The organism is Burkholderia sp. MS455 (assembly GCF_016899445.1).
Lineage (GTDB): Bacteria > Pseudomonadota > Gammaproteobacteria > Burkholderiales > Burkholderiaceae > Burkholderia > Burkholderia pyrrocinia_C.
Map to the genome: position 1 here is coordinate 1,120,895 of NZ_CP041779.1, position 17,698 is coordinate 1,138,592.

The window sequence follows — 17,698 nt, forward strand, 5'->3', positions numbered from 1 at the left end:
GGGGAGCATCATGGGGTCGGTCAATACGCAGTCGCAGGCGTGCTCACGCGGCGAGCGCCTTTCCGCGCTGGTCGACGGCGAAATGTTCGATGGCCCGGATCACGGGCAGTTTCTGGCTGAGCTCGACCGCGCGGATCGCGCTGCGTGGGCCCATTACCACCTGATCGGCGATGCGCTGCGCTCGGACGAACTCGCGTTGTCGCCCGCGCTGAGCGTCGCGTTCACCGCGCGCATGTCGGCCGCGCTCGAGAGCGAGCCGCACCTGCTCGCGCCGGCGGCTGCGCCGGTCGCGCGCAAGCTGCTGTCACTGCGCCGGCGCGTCGTGCCCGCGTTCGCGGTGGCCGCCGCGGCGGCCACGCTGACGTGGATCGTCGTTCCGCAACTGCAGACGGCCGGCACGCCGGGCGCCGTCCAGGTCGCGTCGGTCGGTGCGCCGCAAAGCGGCAACCTGCAGCGCGTGACGGTCGCGCAGGCGTCGGCCCAGCCGGGGCTGCAGGACGTCAACATCATTCGCGACGCCAGTCTCGACCAATACCTTGAAGCGCACCAGCAATTCGCGCAGCAGCCCGTCGTCACGGGTTCGATGCCGCTGATCCGCGCTGCCGTGACCACCACGCCAGGCCAATAAACCCGATGCGGACATTGCAGTTGAATCACGCCATCTCCGGATGGAAGCGGCTGCCGGCCCTCCTGCTTTGCGCAGCCGCCCTGTTGTCCGTTCAATCCCTTCCTGCCAGCGCCCAGCAACCGGACGATCCCGTCGCGACCCGCAAGGGTGCCGCCGACTGGCTCGACCGCGTCCAGCAGGCGGCGCAGCAGCAGAGCTACGAGGGCACGTTCGTCTACCAGCGCGGCGGGTATGTCCAGTCGTCGCGCATCGCGCACGTCGCGTCCCGCGACGGCGAGTTCGAGCGGATCGAGACGCTCGACGGCAAGCCGCGCAAGCTGCTGCGGCATAACGACGAGCTGTACACGTTCGTGCCGGAGCGCAAGCTGTGTGTGGTCGAGCGCCGTCAGACGCGCGATTCGTTCCCCGCGCTGCTCGGCGCGAGCGGCGAACACGTGATGTCCGTCTACGATGCGAAGTTGCTCGGCAAGGACCGCGTGGCCGGGATCGACGCGCAGGTCGTCGAGCTCGTACCGAAGGATGCCTACCGCTTCACGTACAAGCTTTGGGCCGACGCTCGCACGGGGCTGCTGCTGCGTTCGCAGACGCTGGATGCGAACGATCACGTGCTCGAACAGATTGCGTTCTCGCAATTGCAGACGGGCGGTGCGAGCGGCGACAAGGCCGCGATCGCGGCCGGCATGCGCAACCTGAGCGGCTGGACCGTCGTGCGCCCGCCGGTCGCGACGGTCGACATGGAAGCGCAGGGCTGGCAGCTTGCGCCGAGCGTCGCCGGTTTCAAGAAGATCCGCGAAGTGCGCCGGCCGATGGCTGCGCGCGATGCGGGCGATCCGCCGATTCCGGTCGATCAGGCCGTCTTCACCGACGGTCTCGCGACGATCTCCGTTTTCATCGAACCGGCCGAGAAGAACACGCGCAAGGAAGGCGCGGGCAGCACCGGTGCGACGCACGTTCTCGTGAAGCGTCGCGGCGACTACTGGATCACCGTGCTCGGCGAAGTGCCGCCGGCTACGTTGCAGCAGTTCGCGTCTGCCATAGAATACAAGGCTTCCAAGTAACGCTACGGCTTCCGACATGATGAAACACACGCTGCGCAAATGGTTCGCGGCGGCGGCGTTGTCTGCCTGCCTGCCGCTCGTGCCGCATACCGCGATCGCGGTGACGGCTCCCGCTGCCAGCCTGCCCGACTTCGCCGATCTGGTCGAAAGGGTCGGGCCGGCCGTCGTGAACATCAGGACCACCGCCAACGTGCCGACGAGCAGCGGCCCGCGCGGGATGCTCCCGCCGGGCTTCGACAACGGCGACATGTCGGAATTCTTCCGGCGCTTCTTCGGCATTCCGCTGCCGCAGGCGCCCGGCAACGGTAGCGGCAACGGCAACCCGAAGAATGCGCCGGCACCGGACAATCCGCCCGACACCGAGCAGAATCGCGGCGTCGGCTCGGGCTTCATCGTGTCGGCCGACGGTTACGTGATGACCAATGCGCACGTCGTCGACGACGCGGACACCATTTACGTGACGCTGACCGACAAGCGCGAATTCAAGGCGAAGCTGATCGGCGTCGACGATCGCACGGACGTCGCGGTCGTCAAGATCCAGGCGTCGAACCTGCCTGTCGTCGCGATCGGCGACTCGAACAAGGTGCGCGTCGGCGAGTGGGTCGTCGCGATCGGTTCGCCGTTCGGTCTCGACAACACGGTGACGGCCGGCATCGTCAGCTCGAAGAGCCGCAACACGGGCGACTATCTGCCGTTCATCCAGACCGACGTCGCCGTGAACCCCGGCAACTCGGGCGGCCCGCTGATCAACATGCAGGGTGAGGTGATCGGCATCAACTCGCAGATCTACAGCCGTACCGGCGGCTTCATGGGCATCTCGTTCGCGATTCCGATCGACGAGGCGATGCGCGTGGCCGATCAGCTGAAGGCGACGGGCAAGGTCACGCGCGGCCGGATCGCGGTGGCGATCGGCGAGGTGACGAAGGACGTGGCCGACTCGATCGGGTTGCCGAAGGCCGAAGGCGCGCTCGTCAGCAGCGTCGAGCCGGGCGGCCCGGCCGACAAGGCAGGCATCCAGCCGGGCGACATTATCCTGAAGTTCAACGGCCGTCCGGTCGACGCGGCGTCGGACCTGCCGCGCATGGTCGGCGACACGAAGCCCGGCACGAAGGCGACCGTCAGCGTATGGCGCAAGGGTCAGGCGCGCGATTTGCCGATCACGATCGCGGAGACGCCGGTCGAGTCGACGGCCAAGGCCGAACAGCGCAAGAACGCGCCGCAGAAGCCGCGCCAGACCAATTCGCTCGGTCTGACGGTCAGCGACCTGACGGCGGATCAGTTGAAGACGCTGAAGTTGAAGAACGGTGTGCAGATCGACGGCGTCGACGGCCCGGCTGCCCGTGCGGGCCTGCAGCGCGGCGACATCGTGCTGCGCGTCGGCGATACCGACATCACGAGCGCGAAGCAGTTCGCCGAAGTGACCGCGCAGCTCGATCCGCAAAAGGCGGTCGCGGTGCTGGTGCGGCGCGGCGACAATACGCAGTTCGTGCCGGTGCGGCCGCGCCAGAAGTAACGCGCCGATGTTCACGCTCTACGGCCGCGGCTGGTGCCACCTGTGCGACGACATGCGCGACGCGCTGGCGCCGGTGGCGGCCGAATTCGGCGTCGCGGTCGACTATGTCGACATCGACACCGATGCGGCGCTCGTCGCCCGCTACGACGAGGACGTGCCGGTGCTGCTGCTGGACGGCGCGGAAGTGTGCCGCCACCGGTTCGACGACGCGAGGGTGCGCGACGCGCTCATGGCCCGGCGCTGAGCCTGTCGCTGGCCGGTGTCGCTTCGCACGGGACTTCGCCCGGCAGGCGCCCCGGCCGGGCGCCGCGCGGCCAGGCGTCCGAAATACCGCCCGGTGAAGGCCTTTTCGGCTAAAATAGGCTGTTTTTTCACCGACTTACACAAGGCGTGCTCCGCAGTCGTCGAGCGCGCCTTTTTCGCTTGATCGGCACTGAATGGATCATATTCGCAATTTCTCGATCATCGCGCACATCGACCATGGCAAGTCGACGCTCGCGGATCGCATCATCCAGGTCTGCGGCGGCCTCGCCGACCGTGAAATGGAAGCGCAGGTGCTCGACTCGATGGATATCGAGCGCGAGCGCGGCATCACGATCAAGGCGCAGACGGCTGCACTGTCCTATCGCGCGCGCGACGGCAAGGTCTACAACCTGAACCTGATCGACACGCCGGGGCACGTCGACTTCTCGTATGAGGTCAGCCGTTCGCTGTCCGCGTGCGAAGGCGCGCTGCTGGTCGTCGACGCGAGCCAGGGCGTCGAGGCGCAGACGGTCGCGAACTGCTACACGGCGATCGAGCTCGGCGTCGAGGTCGTGCCGGTGCTGAACAAGATCGACCTGCCGGCCGCGAACCCCGAGAACGCGATCGAGGAGATCGAGGACGTGATCGGCATCGACGCGACCGACGCGACGCGCTGCAGCGCGAAGACGGGCCTCGGCGTCGAGGATGTGCTCGAAGCGCTGATCGCGAAGGTGCCGCCGCCGAAGGGCGATCCGGACGCGCCGCTGCAGGCGCTCATCATCGATTCGTGGTTCGACAACTACGTCGGCGTCGTAATGCTGGTGCGCATCGTCAACGGCACGCTGCGCCCGAAGGACAAGATCAAGATGATGGCGACCGGCGCGCAGTATCCGGTCGAGCACATCGGCGTGTTCACGCCGAAGTCGCGCAATCTCGATTCGCTGTCGGCGGGGCAGGTGGGCTTCATCATCGCCGGCATCAAGGAACTGACGGCCGCGAAGGTCGGCGATACCGTCACGCATGCGGCCAAGCAGGCGGCGCAAGCGCTGCCGGGCTTCAAGGAAGTGAAGCCGCAGGTGTTCGCCGGCCTCTATCCGGTGGAAGCGAACCAGTACGACGCGCTGCGCGAATCGCTCGAGAAGCTGAAGCTCAACGACGCGTCGCTGCAGTACGAGCCGGAAGTGTCGCAGGCGCTCGGCTTCGGGTTCCGGTGCGGCTTCCTGGGTCTCCTGCATATGGAGATCGTGCAGGAGCGGCTGGAGCGCGAATTCGACATGGACCTCATCACCACGGCGCCGACCGTGGTCTACGAGGTCCTGATGAGCGACGGCTCGATCGTGATGGTCGAGAATCCCGCGAAGATGCCGGAGCCGCCGAAGATCGAGGAGATCCGCGAGCCGATCGTCACGGTGAATCTCTACATGCCGCAGGACTACGTCGGCTCGGTGATCACGCTGTGTACGCAGAAGCGCGGCTCGCAGATCAACATGCAGTATCACGGCCGCCAGGTGCAGCTCACCTACGAAATCCCGATGGCCGAGATCGTGCTCGATTTCTTCGACCGCCTGAAGTCGGTGTCGCGCGGCTACGCGTCGATGGACTACGAGTTCAAGGAATACCGGTCGGCGGACGTCGTGAAGGTCGACATGCTGATCAACGGCGACAAGGTCGACGCGCTGTCGGTGATCGTCCACAGGTCGCAATCGCAGTATCGCGGCCGCGAAGTGGCGGCGAAGATGCGCGAGATCATTCCGCGCCAGATGTACGACGTGGCGATCCAGGCCACGATCGGTGCGCACATCATCGCCCGCGAGAACATCAAGGCGCTGCGCAAGAACGTGCTGGCGAAGTGTTATGGCGGCGACATCACGCGCAAGAAGAAGCTGCTCGAAAAGCAGAAAGCAGGCAAGAAACGCATGAAGCAGGTGGGTTCGGTCGAGATCCCGCAGGAAGCGTTCCTTGCGATCTTGCGCGTCGAAGACAAATAACAGGACTGTTCCTTTCATGAATTTTGCGCTGATTCTTTTTGTGCTCGTCGCCGTGACGGGCGTAGCGTGGGTGCTGGACAAACTGGTGTTCCTGCCGCGGCGACGCATGGCGGCCGACTCGGCGATCGAGGAGTTCGATCGCCAGCAGTCGCGCATCGACAAGCGTTTCGCGGACGAAAACGCCGTGCAGACGCGTTCGAAGCTGCGCGACGAGAAGCTGCGCCAGCCGTGGTGGCTCGAGTACACCGCGAGCTTCTTCCCGGTGATCCTGGCGGTGTTCGTCGTGCGTTCGTTCATCATCGAGCCGTTCAAGATTCCGTCGGGCTCGATGGTGCCGACGCTGCTCGTCGGCGACTTCATCCTCGTCAACAAGTTCGAGTACGGGCTGCGCCTGCCGGTCACGAACACGAAGATCACGCAGGGCAGCCCGCTGTCGCGCGGCGACGTCGTCGTGTTCCGTTATCCGAAGGACGAGTCGGTCGACTACATCAAGCGCGTGATCGGCCTCCCTGGCGACACGGTCGCGTACCAGGACAAGCAGCTCACGATCAACGGCCAGCCGGTGCCCGAAACGCCGCTGCCCGATTTCTTCGACGACGAGCGCCAGAATTACGCGAAGCAGTTCGAGGAGACGATCGGCAACAAGAAGAACGCGATCCTCAACAACCCCGCGGTGCCGCCGTTCGTGATGGGCGCATACGACTATCCGTATCGCGACAACTGCACGTACAACAGCCGCGGCGTGATCTGCAAGGTGCCGCCCGGTCACTACTTCATGATGGGCGACAACCGCGACAACAGCGCGGACAGCCGCTACTGGGGTTTCGTGCCGGACCGGAACATCGTCGGCCGCGCGTTCTTCATCTGGATGAACTTCAGCGACCTGAAGCGCATCGGTTCCTTCAACTGATCGCATTCGACTCACGCGCAATACGCGATGCACGGGCCGCGTCGCGTATTGCCGAACTACTTTAAGAACCGGCGGTAACACCGCCTCGTCACGCCTTTTCGTGTCCGGCCGTGCCGTTTCGGCCCGACCGGCGCCCGCGTTATACTCCTGCACATGCCCCTATCCCAGTTGGAAAGCCGGCTGCGCTACGAATTTCGCAATGCGGAATTGTTGCGCCAGGCTTTGACCCATCGCAGTCACAGCGCCACGCACAACGAACGGCTCGAGTTTCTCGGCGACTCCGTTCTGAATTGCGCGGTGGCCGCCCTTTTGTTCCAGCGTTTCAGCAAGCTGGACGAAGGTGACCTGTCGCGCGTACGCGCCAACCTCGTCAAACAGCAGTCGCTGTACGAAATTGCTCAGGCCCTGAATATTTCGGACGGGTTGCGGCTGGGCGAGGGCGAACTGCGCAGCGGCGGTTTCCGCCGCCCGTCGATCCTCGCGGACGCGTTCGAAGCCATCATCGGGGCCGTGTTCCTCGATGGCGGCTTCGAAGCCGCCCAAGGGGTCATCAAGCGCCTCTACATCCCGATTCTCGACCACATCGATCCGCGCACGCTCGGCAAGGACGCGAAGACGCTGCTGCAGGAATACCTGCAGGGGCACAAGATCGCGCTGCCGACCTACACGGTCGTCGCGACGCATGGTGCGGCGCACAATCAGCAATTCGAAGTCGAATGCACGGTGCCGAAGCTGGACGTGAAGGTGTCGGGCTCCGGTGCGAGCCGGCGCGCGGCCGAGCAGGCCGCAGCGAAGAAGGCGCTCGACGAGGTGATGGCGGCCGCGCCGATGCTGGCCACGAAGCCGAAGCGCTCGAAAAACGCGCGCGGGTCGAAGCATGTCGAACCCGAAATCGTGCCGGGCGTGAAGGGCGTGCAGGAAGCGCTCGACCTGCGCTCGCCGGAGCGGAAGGAACGCGCGGCGGCGCGCGAGGCCAAGGCGGCCGGTGCGGTGCCTGCGGCAACCGCTGCGACCGGCGCCGGCGTAGAGCCGGCTGCGGCGCCGATGGCCGCGATTCGAGCGGCGCATGTCGAGTCGGCTGCCGACAAGGGCGAACGGGCGACGAAGCCGGCGACCGACAAGGTTGCCGAAAAGCCGGCCGAGCGCACCGACAAGGTTGCGGAAAAACCCGCGGAAGCCGCGCCCGCGCCGCGCGCAGCCGACAAACCGGCCGGCCACGCAGCCGATCCGGCATCGTCGTCCACCGACAAGCCTTCGGCCGGCTCCGACCCCGCTTCGCGCGCGACCGTGCGTGCTCGCGATGCCGCGGCGCCCGATTCCGATACGCCGCCGGGCGGTGCGAGCCTCGCTGCCACGCAGGCGCGCGTGGCCGATGCCGACCACTGAATTGCCCATCGATCGTGCCGCGCGCCGCGCGGCCGTTTCCGAACCTGTCTCCCAAACGATATGAACACTCCCGCTCCTACCGGTTTCCGTTGCGGCATGATCGCGATCGTGGGCCGCCCGAACGTCGGCAAGTCGACGTTGATGAACGCACTCGTCGGCCAGAAGATCAGCATCACGTCGCGCAAGGCGCAGACGACCCGCCATCGCATCACCGGCATCAACACGTTCGACGACGCGCAGTTCGTGTTCGTCGACACGCCGGGTTTCCAGACCCGTCACAGCACCGCGCTGAACCGTTCGCTGAACCGCGCGGTCACGTCGACACTGACGTCGGTCGACGTGATCCTGTTCGTGATCGAAGCGGGCCGCTTCGGGCCCGACGACCAGAAGGTGCTCGACCTGATTCCGCCCGGCATGCCGACGCTGCTGATCGCGAACAAGATCGACCGCGTGGCCGACAAGGCGACGCTGTTCCCGTTCATGCAGCAGATGAGCGCGCTGCGCGAATTCACCGAACTCGTGCCGCTGTCGGCGCAGCGGCCGGAAGACATCAAGCGCCTGCTGGAGACGATCAAGCCGTACCTGCCGGAAGGCGAGCCGATCTACGGCGAGGACGAGCTGACCGATCGCAGCTCGCGCTTCCTCGCGGCCGAGATCCTGCGCGAGAAGGTGTTCCGCTGGACCGGCGACGAACTGCCGTACACGAGCACCGTCATCATCGACAAGTTCGAGGAGGAGGGGCGCCTGAAGCGCATCTTCGCGACGATCCTCGTCGAGCGCGATTCGCACAAGGCGATGGTGATCGGCAAGAAGGGCGAGAAGCTCAAGCAGATCAGCACCGAGGCGCGGATGGACATGGAGAAGCTGTTCGACGGCCCCGTGTACCTCGAGACCTTCGTGAAGGTGAAGAGCGGCTGGGCCGACAACGAGGCGGGGCTGCGCGCCTATGGGTACGAATGACGCGCTGACGTCGACTGAAGACGCGGTGACGGCCGGCGCGAACGACGCGCCGCTGCCGGCACCGCCCGAACCGCCGCGCAAGGCGCGGCGCGCGACGTCTCGCACGTCCGATTTCCGCGTCGCCGAGCAGCCGGCGTTCGTGCTGCACAGCTATCCGTACCGGGAAACGAGCCTGATCGTCGACGTGCTGACGCGCGATCACGGCCGGCTCGCGCTCGTCGCGAAGGGCGCGAAGCGCCCGCACTCCGCACTGCGCGGCGTGCTGCAGACATTCCAGCCGCTGCTGCTGTCCTGGTCGGGCAAATCCGAGGTGCGCACGCTGACGGGCGCCGAGTGGGTCGGCGGGATGCTGCCGCTCGTCGGCGACGGGCTGCTGTGCGGCTTCTACGCGAACGAGCTGCTCGTGAAGTTCTGCGCGCGCGAAGATCCCCAGCCGCCGCTGTTCAATCATTACGTGCTGACCCTCACGCGCCTCGCGCACGGCGAACCCGCGGTGCAGGTGCTGCGCTCGTTCGAGCGCGTGCTGCTGCGCGAGACCGGCTACGCGATGGCGCTGAACCGCACGGTCGCGCGCCGTGCGGTCGAACCCGACCGCCGCTACGTGTTCGATCCCGAGCGCGGCGTGCGCAATGCTGACGACGATGTGCCGTCGCACTGGCCGGTCATCACCGGACAGACGTTGCTCGACATGGAGCAGGACGATTACCATCGAGCCCAGACGGTTGCGCAAAGCAAGACGCTGATGCGCTTCCTGCTGAACACCTATCTCGGCGGCACGCCGCTTGCCACGCGCCAGATCCTGATCGACCTGCAAAACCTATGAGCTTCTTCCTGACAACGCCCACCGCCATCGACCTCGGCGTGAACATCGACCACGTCGCGACGCTGCGCAATGCGCGCGGCACCGCCTATCCCGATCCGATCCGCGCGGCGCTCGCCGCCGAAGAGGCCGGTGCGGACGCGATCACGCTGCACCTGCGCGAGGATCGCCGTCACATCGTCGACGCGGACGTGCGCAAGCTGCGCCCGCTGCTGAAGACGCGCATGAACCTTGAATGCGCGGTGACGGCCGAGATGCTCGACATCGCGTGTGAAGTGCGTCCGCACGACGCGTGCCTCGTGCCCGAGAAGCGCGAGGAACTGACGACCGAAGGCGGCCTCGACGTCGCCGGCCACTTCGAGGCCGTGCGCGCGGCGTGCAAGCAGCTTGCCGACGTGGGCGTGCGCGTGTCGCTGTTCATCGACCCGGACGAAACGCAGATCCGCGCCGCGCACGAAGCGGGCGCGCCGGTGATCGAGCTGCATACGGGCCGCTACGCCGAGGCGCACGACGAAGCCGCGCAGCAGCGCGAATACGAGCGCATCGTCGCGGGCGTGCAGGCCGGCGCGAAGCTCGGCCTTAAGGTCAACGCGGGTCACGGCCTGCATTACACGAACGTGCAGCAGATCGCCGCGATCGACGGCATCGTCGAGCTGAACATCGGCCACGCAATCGTCGCGCATGCGATCTTCGCGGGCTGGGACAACGCGGTGCGCGAGATGAAGGCGATCATGGTTGCCGCACGCGTCGCCGCGCTGCATGGCGGCGCGCGTTGAAGATGAAGTTCCATCGCGCCGCCGGCGTCGTTTGCAACCCGGCTCCGCTGGGACGCTCCGGCGCGTACTGACATGGCAATCTACGGTATCGGTACCGACATTGCCCAGGTGAGCCGCGTCGCGGCCGTGCTCGAACGCACGGGCGGCCGGTTTGCCGAGAAGGTGCTGGGCCCCGACGAGCTGCGCGTGTTCCATGCGCGTCGCGCACGTTCCGAGGCGCGCGGCATCGCGTTTCTCGCGACGCGCTTTTCCGCGAAGGAAGCGTTCTCGAAGGCGATCGGGCTCGGCATGCACTGGCCGATGACGTGGCGTGCATTGCAGACCCTCAACCACCCGAGCGGCGAGCCGTACGTGGTCGCGTCGGGCGAACTGGCCGACTGGCTTGCCGCGCGCGGCATCACGGCGCGCGTGACGGTCAGCGACGAACGCGACTATGCGGTGTCGTTCGTGATCGCCGAGACGGACGCCGCGCCCGCACCTGTTTCCCGAACCTCCTCCTGACGGAATTCCCGATTCGATGAAAACGACTCCCGGCCCGGTCATGCTCGACGTCGTCGGCACGGCCCTGTCGCGCGACGATGCGCGGCGCCTCGCGCATCCGAACACCGGCGGCGTGATCCTGTTCGCGCGGCACTTCCAGAATCGTGCGCAACTGACCGCGCTGACCGACTCGATCCGCGCGGTGCGCGAAGACGTCCTGATCGCCGTCGATCATGAAGGCGGGCGCGTGCAGCGTTTCCGCACAGACGGCTTCACGGTGCTGCCTGCGATGCGCCGCCTCGGCGAGCTGTGGGATCGCGACGTGCTGCTCGCGACGAAGGTCGCGACCGCCGTCGGCTACATCCTGGCCGCCGAGCTGCGCGCGTGCGGGATCGACATGAGCTTCACGCCCGTGCTCGATCTCGACTACGGGCACTCGAAAGTGATCGGCGATCGCGCGTTCCATCGCGACCCGCGCGTCGTCACGCTGCTCGCGAAGAGCCTGAACCACGGGCTGTCGCTTGCCGGCATGGCGAACTGCGGCAAGCATTTTCCGGGGCACGGCTTCGCGGAGGCCGATTCGCACGTCGCGCTGCCGACCGACGATCGCACGCTCGATGCGATCCTCAAGCAGGACGTCGCGCCGTACGACTGGCTCGGCTTGTCGCTGTCCGCGGTGATTCCCGCGCACGTGATCTACACGCAGGTCGACCAGCGGCCGGCCGGTTTCTCGCGCGTGTGGCTGCAGGACATCCTGCGCGGCCGGCTCGGCTTCACGGGCGCGATCTTCAGCGACGATCTGTCGATGGAGGCTGCCCGCGAAGGCGGCACGCTCACTCAGGCGGCCGAAGCCGCGCTCGCCGCCGGTTGCGACATGGTGCTCGTCTGCAACCAGCCGGACGCAGCCGAGGTCGTGCTGAACGGGCTGAAGGCGCACGCATCGGCCGAGTCGGTACGACGTCTCAAGCGGATGCGCGCGCGCGGCAAGGCGCTCAAGTGGGACAAGCTGATCGTGCAGCCCGAGTATCTGCAGGCGCAGGCGCTGTTGAGCAGCGCACTGGCGTAAGCGGGGAAGGGGCTGGCGCGGTACCGCGCCATTCCGGTCGCTGAAGCAAAAAGCCGCGCAACCGCGCGGCTTTTTACATGGGGTGCGGCAGGCGTGAACAGGACCGCGGCGGAAATCGGGTATGCCGGCGCGGCAACCTCATGGCGCAACTAACGGTCAAATCCTGCCAGCGCCCGCATGCATCGACGGCCGCTCAGTTCACCTTCATCCGCTGCAGTTTGTTGTACAGCGTCTTGGGGCTGATGCCGAGCAGCGTCGCCGCGCGGTGGCGCGTGCCGCCGACCGCGTCGAGCGTCGCACGGATCAGCAGATCCTCGACGTCGGCCAGCGGCGTGCCGACCTTGATCTGCACGCTGCTGCCGTTCAGCGCGGCGCCGGCGGCGAAGCTGGTCTCGCCGGCGCGCAGCGTCTCGATGAAGTCGCCCGATGCGTCGTACGCGAAGCGCACGCGCTCCTGCAGCTCACGCACGTTGCCGGGCCATTCGTAGGACACGCATTCGCGCACGAAGCCCGGCGCCGCGCGCTTGTCGGTCGTGTTGCGGCCGGTCGCGCGCGCTTCGCGGTTCAGTTCGTCGATCAGCGCGTCCGCGATCGCGAGTGCGTCGCCGTCGCGCTCGCGCAGCGGCGGCATCGTGACCGATGCCGCATCGAGGCGCAGCCACAGATCCTCGCGCAGCGTGCCGTTCGCGACCGCTTCGCGCGCCGGGCGGCGCGTGGTCGCGATCAGCCGGAAATCGCTCGTGATCGCGCTCGTGCCGCCGATCCGCATGAAGTTCTGCGAATCGAGCGCTTGCAGCAGCGCTTCCTGCAGCACGAGCGGCAGCGCGGTGATCTCGTCGAGGAACAGCGTGCCGCCGCCCGCCTGTTCGAACAGGCCCGATTCGCGGCGCTCGGCGCCGTCGAATGCGCCGCGCTCATGGCCGAACAGCACGCTGTCGAGCGATGCGCCGTGCCGGCCGGCCTGCGTGATCGTCCGGCAGTCGAACGACACGAACGGCCCTTTGCGGCGGCGGCTCAGTTCATGCAGCGTGCGTGCGGCCAGCTTCTTGCCGGTGCCGGCTTCGCCCGCGAACAGCACGGCCGTTTCGGTGCGCGCGTTGTGCTCGATCATGTCGTACACGTGCTGCATCGCGTCGCTGCGGCCGACCAGTGCGCCGAAGCGGCCGAGATGGCGCAGCGATGCGCGCAGCGACTGCACTTCGTCGATCAGTTCGTACGGGCGGGGGATTCGCGCGAGCAGGCTGCGCAGGCGCGGAATGTTGATCGGCTTCAGCAGGTAGTCCCAAATACCGTGACGCAGGCCCTCGATTGCGCTTTCGACCGTCGCGTTGCCCGTCAGCACGATGACGGGCAACGAGCCGTTCGGCTGTTGCTGCGGCAGGTGCTGGAGCAGGTCGAACCCGCTGCCGTCCGGCAGGTTCAGGTCGACGAGGACGACATCGGGAATCGAGCGGCCGAGCGCCGTGCGCGCTTCGGCGAGCGACGTGGCCGTGTCGACCGAGAAGCCGTCTGCGGCGAGCAGCGCGGTGAGGCCGGAGAGACTGTTGGGATCGTCTTCGACAATCAGGGCGTGTGGCATGGTGGACGCGAGTCGAGTCAAGAGAGGCGGGCCGTCGGCCATCGGGAGCCGCAGCCGCATGTCAGATTAAAAACTGATTTTATGCCCCGCCGAACGCGTAACGCGCATTATTTCTCCGGCGCTATAAAACAGTTACCGATGATACAAATTGAATATCTTTACCGGTGGATTTTGTGCTTGATATGGCACTGGTTTGTGGTCGCTGTTGGCGACAGGCAAACAAAAAGCGCCCCGAAGGGCGCTTTGTTCGACGCGGGAATCGCTGGCGATTACGCGCGGCTGCGGTATTCGTTCGTGCGCGTATCGATTTCGATCTTGTCGCCGGTGTTGCAGAAGAGCGGAACCTGCAGTTCGAAGCCCGTTGCGAGCTTTGCGTTCTTCAGCACCTTGCCCGACGACGTGTCGCCCTTGACGGCCGGCTCGGTGTAGGTGATCTCGCGAACGAGGATCGTCGGCAGTTCGACCGAGATCGCCTTCTCGTTGTAGAACACGACTTCGCATGCCATGCCGTCTTCGAGGTAGTTCAGCGCTTCGCCCATCATTTCGGCTTCGACTTCGAACTGGTTGTAGTCGGCGTCCATGAACACGTACATCGGGTCGGCGAAGTACGAGTACGTCACTTCCTTGCGGTCGAGCACGACGACGTCGAACTTGTCGTCGGCCTTGTAGACCGATTCCTGGCCTGCGTTGGTCAGCAGGTTCTTCATCTTCATCTTGACGACGGCGGCGTTACGGCCCGACTTGTTGTATTCCGTCTTCGAGATGACCCATGCGTCGCTGCCGATCTGCACGACGTTGCCTACGCGGAGTTCCTGTGCGGTCTTCATAAAAAAACTGTCCTGATCAAATCAAATAAATAGGTGCCTGAGCGTTGCGCAACAGCCGAGGTGCCAAGCGGTGCGTTCCGGTGGACGCCAAAAGCGAGCGCTTGCATGGTCAGCCGTCGGATAACCGCTTATTTTAACTGAGATTTTGCGTATTCGGCCAGCTTTCCGGCGAGATCGCCGACGGCCGCGAGCGTATCGGCCCAGCGGGCCGCGTTGGCGGCCAGTGCGGCGCGGTGTTGCAGGAAATCGGCCCAGTCGGGCGTGCCGGCGCCGTTCCACGCATGCCAGAAGCGCCCGAGCGCCGCGCGCGGCGCGTCGGCGAGGCCGGCAGACAGGTGCGCGAGCGCGGCGTCGAGCTTCGGCAGGTGCACATCGTCGGCCTGCGGGTAGATGTGCCACACGAACGGCTTGCGTGCCCACTGCGCACGGACGAACGAATCCTCGCCGCGTACGAAATTGATGTCGGCCACCCACAGCAGCGGGTCGTAGTCGGCCTGCGGAACGAACGCGAGCCCGTGAGCGACCAGGTTGCCGCTGCTCGCATGCGCGCCCGCGCCGAACGACTCGACCCCGAAAAAGCGCGCCACGGCGGGCGACACGCGGCCGGCCGGCACGAGCGCGACGACCGGTGACGGGCCGTCGCGCCACTGCGCGAGCAGCGCGTCGACGGCCGGATTCTCGTATGCGAACAGGCTGACGACCGTCGTGCCGGGCGCCGGCGGTGCGCCGCCGGTCGCGCGCTGCCACCACGCGGCGCGCGCGGCCGCGTCGGTTTCGAACGTGGTGCGGCGCGCATCGAGGTCGTGTTCCTTCAGGACGCCGCCCGTGCCGGCCGACAGGCCCGGGAAGAAGAATGTCTTCAGCAGCGGGTAGCGCGGATGCGGCGACGGCCGCAAATGGAAATCGGCGACCCAATCCTCGGCGCTCAGGTATTCGAGGTTGATCCACACCGGGCGACGCGCACGGCGTGCCATCGCCGCCAGATACGCACCGGGCAGCTCGCATGCGAATGCCTCGATCACGACGTCGGCGATCTCGAGCGCGTCGCCGGCTTCCGCATGCCAGTGCTCGATCGCGATGCCGTCGACCGACTGCCGTCCCGCGTCGGGATCGACCCCCGGCAGCAGGCGCGCGAACGTGCGCAGGTCGTCGACGAACAGGCGAACCTGCCAGCCGTGCTCGTGTGCGAGCTGGCGCGCGACGCGCCAGCACACGCCGATGTCGCCGAAATTGTCGATTACCGTGCAGAAGAGGTCGCAGGCGATCGGTTCGCCCGGCGCGAGCGGCGCAGCGGATTGGGGGGCAGCGGTGGTGCGTGGCATCGAAGCGGGCCGGTGAATGCTCTAAACTGGCGATTCTAATAGACCCGTCCCGCGTTACAAGGCGCCCGGATCACGCATGACAGCCCCAGAAGCCTCCGATACTCCGTTCGAACCGAAGAAGATCCTTGCGCAGTTGCCGCACATGCCGGGTGTCTATCGCTATTACGACACGGCGGGCGCCGTCCTCTACGTCGGCAAGGCGCGCGACCTGAAGAAGCGCGTGTCGAGCTATTTCACGAAGACGCAACTGTCGCCGCGCATCGCGATGATGGTCACGCGCATCGCGCGCATCGAAACGACCGTCACGCGCTCGGAAGCCGAGGCGCTGCTGCTCGAGAACAATCTGATCAAGGCGCTCGCGCCGCGCTACAACATCCTGTTTCGCGACGACAAGTCATATCCGTACCTGAAGCTCACCGCGCACCGTTTTCCGCGGATGGCCTACTACCGCGGCTCGGTCGACAAGCAGAACCAGTATTTCGGGCCGTTCCCGAGTGCGTGGGCCGTGCGCGAGAGCATCCAGATCCTGCAGCGTGTGTTCCAGTTGCGGACCTGCGAGGATTCGGTCTTCAACAACCGCACGCGGCCGTGCCTGCTGCACCAGATCGGACGCTGCACGGCGCCGTGCGTCGGTGCGATTTCCGACGAGGATTACGCGGTCGACGTGTCGAACGCCGCGCGTTTCCTGCTCGGCCGGCAGTCCGAAGTGATGAACGAGCTCGAGCAGAAGATGCACGCGTTCGCGGCCGAGCTGAAATTCGAGCAGGCGGCTGCGGTGCGCAACCAGATGAGTTCGCTTGCAACGGTGCTGCACCAGCAGGCGATCGAGGTCGGCGGCGACAGCGACGTCGACATCCTGGCGGTCGTCGCGCTGGGCGGCCGCGTGTGCGTGAACCTTGCGATGGTGCGCGGCGGCCGCCATCTCGGCGACAAGGCGTATTTCCCGACGCACGTCGAAAGCGCGCTGACGCTTGTCGAGGGCGGCCTCGGCGACGAGGCCGAGGTGGCGGAGGTTGCCGACGCGGTCGGCGGTGTGCTGCCCGACCAGCCTGCGGCAGAAGGAGGCAGCGCGCGCGGCGACGCGGTGGCGTCGGTCGAGGCCGAAGTGCTCGATGCGTTCATCTCTCAGCACTATCTCGGCAACCGCGTGCCGCCGGTGCTTGTCGTGAGTCATGCGCCCGCGAGCCGCGACCTGCTCGAGCTGCTGTCCGAGCAGGCCGGCCACAAGGTGTCGCTGGTGCGGCAGCCGCAGGGGCAGCGGCGTGCGTGGCTGTCGATGGCCGAGCAGAACGCGCGGCTCGCGCTCGCGCGGCTGCTGTCCGAGCAGGGCTCGCAGCAGGCGCGTACGCGCGCGCTCGCGGAGACGCTCGGCTACGAATGCGACGATCTCGCGACGCTGCGGATCGAATGCTTCGACATCAGCCATACGATGGGTGAGGCGACGCAGGCGTCATGCGTTGTCTATCACCATCACAAGATGCAGTCGGGCGAGTATCGTCGCTACAACATCACGGGTATCACGCCGGGCGACGATTACGCGGCGATGCGGCAGGTGCTCACGCGCCGCTACGAGAAGATGGTCGAGCAGGCCGCGCAGGCGGCCGCCGCCGACGATGCGGCGGGCATCGACGGCGAGTCGACGCGCCAGGCCGAGGCGTCGAGCCTGCTGCCGAACCTCGTGCTGATCGACGGCGGCAAGGGTCAGGTCGAAATCGCGCGGCAGGTGTTCACCGAGCTCGGGCTCGACACGTCGATGCTGGTCGGCGTCGCGAAAGGCGAGGGGCGCAAGGTGGGCCTCGAGACGCTCGTGTTCGCGGACGGCCGCACGCCGCTCGAACTCGGCAAGGAGAGCGCCGCGCTGATGCTCGTTGCGCAGATTCGCGACGAGGCGCACCGCTTCGCGATTACGGGCATGCGCGCGAAGCGGGCGAAGGCGCGCCAGACGTCGCGGCTCGAGGAACTCGAGGGCGTCGGCGCGAAGCGCCGGCAGCGGCTGCTCGCGCGCTTCGGCGGGTTGCGCGGCGTCGTTGCCGCGAGCGTCGAGGAACTCGCGAGCGTCGAGGGCATCTCGCACGCGCTCGCCGAGCAGATCTACAAGCAGCTTCACTGACGCGCCCGTGCGGCCGGCTGCCTTGCCCGCGT

16 protein-coding genes are annotated in these 17,698 nt (G+C 66.6%); 13 read left to right on the plus strand and 3 right to left on the minus strand.

Translation table 11 applies throughout. From position 1 onward, the window contains the following. Positions 1 to 10: 10 nt before the first annotated feature. From FPJ27_RS24435 to nagZ, 12 genes are all read left to right on the plus strand, one after another. A complete protein-coding gene (locus FPJ27_RS24435) occupies positions 11 to 628 on the plus strand; it encodes a sigma-E factor negative regulatory protein (protein WP_111017521.1) in 618 nt (205 codons plus the stop codon). Positions 629 to 633: 5 nt separating this feature from the next. Then, positions 634 to 1,686, plus strand: coding sequence for a MucB/RseB C-terminal domain-containing protein (locus tag FPJ27_RS24440; RefSeq protein ID WP_072435999.1), 1,053 nt, complete (start codon positions 634 to 636; stop codon positions 1,684 to 1,686). Between the two features lie 16 nt (positions 1,687 to 1,702). Continuing rightward, positions 1,703 to 3,199: a DegQ family serine endoprotease gene (locus FPJ27_RS24445; RefSeq protein ID WP_072435998.1), complete on the plus strand. Its 1,497-nt coding sequence runs from the start codon at positions 1,703 to 1,705 to the stop codon at positions 3,197 to 3,199. Between the two features lie 7 nt (positions 3,200 to 3,206). After that, positions 3,207 to 3,443: a glutaredoxin family protein gene (locus tag FPJ27_RS24450; protein ID WP_034183102.1), complete on the plus strand. Its 237-nt coding sequence runs from the start codon at positions 3,207 to 3,209 to the stop codon at positions 3,441 to 3,443. 193 nt (positions 3,444 to 3,636) lie between these two features. Continuing rightward, complete coding sequence (gene lepA, locus FPJ27_RS24455) at positions 3,637 to 5,430, plus strand: translation elongation factor 4 (RefSeq protein WP_072435996.1); 1,794 nt, start codon at positions 3,637 to 3,639, stop codon at positions 5,428 to 5,430. Between the two features lie 16 nt (positions 5,431 to 5,446). Continuing rightward, positions 5,447 to 6,340, plus strand: coding sequence for a signal peptidase I (lepB, locus tag FPJ27_RS24460; RefSeq protein ID WP_072435995.1), 894 nt, complete (start codon positions 5,447 to 5,449; stop codon positions 6,338 to 6,340). A 153-nt stretch (positions 6,341 to 6,493) separates the two neighbouring features. Then, on the plus strand, positions 6,494 to 7,726 hold the full coding sequence (gene rnc, locus FPJ27_RS24465) for a ribonuclease III (protein WP_204426031.1): 1,233 nt from the start codon (positions 6,494 to 6,496) through the stop codon (positions 7,724 to 7,726). 60 nt (positions 7,727 to 7,786) lie between these two features. Continuing rightward, positions 7,787 to 8,686 carry a GTPase Era gene (gene era, locus FPJ27_RS24470; RefSeq protein ID WP_072435993.1) on the plus strand — a complete coding sequence of 300 codons (900 nt, stop codon included), beginning with the start codon at positions 7,787 to 7,789 and terminating at the stop codon, positions 8,684 to 8,686. Beyond that, positions 8,673 to 9,509: a DNA repair protein RecO gene (gene recO, locus FPJ27_RS24475; RefSeq protein WP_072435992.1), complete on the plus strand. Its 837-nt coding sequence runs from the start codon at positions 8,673 to 8,675 to the stop codon at positions 9,507 to 9,509. The genes era and recO overlap by 14 nt, the downstream gene beginning before the upstream one ends. Beyond that, positions 9,506 to 10,282, plus strand: coding sequence for a pyridoxine 5'-phosphate synthase (pdxJ, locus tag FPJ27_RS24480; protein WP_072435991.1), 777 nt, complete (start codon positions 9,506 to 9,508; stop codon positions 10,280 to 10,282). Before recO ends, pdxJ begins: the two co-directional genes overlap by 4 nt. A gap of 72 nt (positions 10,283 to 10,354) precedes the next feature. Next, positions 10,355 to 10,783 (plus strand): holo-ACP synthase, encoded by a 429-nt coding sequence (gene acpS, locus FPJ27_RS24485; protein WP_021159685.1) that lies wholly within the window; start codon positions 10,355 to 10,357, stop codon positions 10,781 to 10,783. A 16-nt stretch (positions 10,784 to 10,799) separates the two neighbouring features. Then, on the plus strand, positions 10,800 to 11,828 hold the full coding sequence (nagZ, locus tag FPJ27_RS24490; protein WP_204426032.1) for a beta-N-acetylhexosaminidase: 1,029 nt from the start codon (positions 10,800 to 10,802) through the stop codon (positions 11,826 to 11,828). 193 nt (positions 11,829 to 12,021) lie between these two features. Here nagZ and FPJ27_RS24495 read toward each other — a convergent pair whose 3' ends face one another. The 3 genes from FPJ27_RS24495 to earP all read right to left on the minus strand — a co-directional run bounded on the left by FPJ27_RS24495 (position 12,022) and on the right by earP (position 15,556). After that, a complete protein-coding gene (locus FPJ27_RS24495) occupies positions 12,022 to 13,407 on the minus strand; it encodes a sigma-54 dependent transcriptional regulator (protein WP_175962311.1) in 1,386 nt (461 codons plus the stop codon). A gap of 269 nt (positions 13,408 to 13,676) precedes the next feature. Beyond that, the gene (efp, locus tag FPJ27_RS24500) at positions 13,677 to 14,234 is read right to left on the minus strand and encodes an elongation factor P (protein ID WP_034186515.1); all 558 of its coding nucleotides are present in this window, start codon (positions 14,232 to 14,234) and stop codon (positions 13,677 to 13,679) included. A gap of 128 nt (positions 14,235 to 14,362) precedes the next feature. Continuing rightward, on the minus strand, positions 14,363 to 15,556 hold the full coding sequence (gene earP, locus FPJ27_RS24505) for an elongation factor P maturation arginine rhamnosyltransferase EarP (RefSeq protein WP_204426033.1): 1,194 nt from the start codon (positions 15,554 to 15,556) through the stop codon (positions 14,363 to 14,365). Positions 15,557 to 15,632: 76 nt separating this feature from the next. Here earP and uvrC point away from each other — a divergent pair, with 76 nt between their 5' ends. After that, the gene (uvrC, locus tag FPJ27_RS24510) at positions 15,633 to 17,666 is read left to right on the plus strand and encodes an excinuclease ABC subunit UvrC (RefSeq protein WP_204426034.1); all 2,034 of its coding nucleotides are present in this window, start codon (positions 15,633 to 15,635) and stop codon (positions 17,664 to 17,666) included. Positions 17,667 to 17,698: the final 32 nt, after the last annotated feature.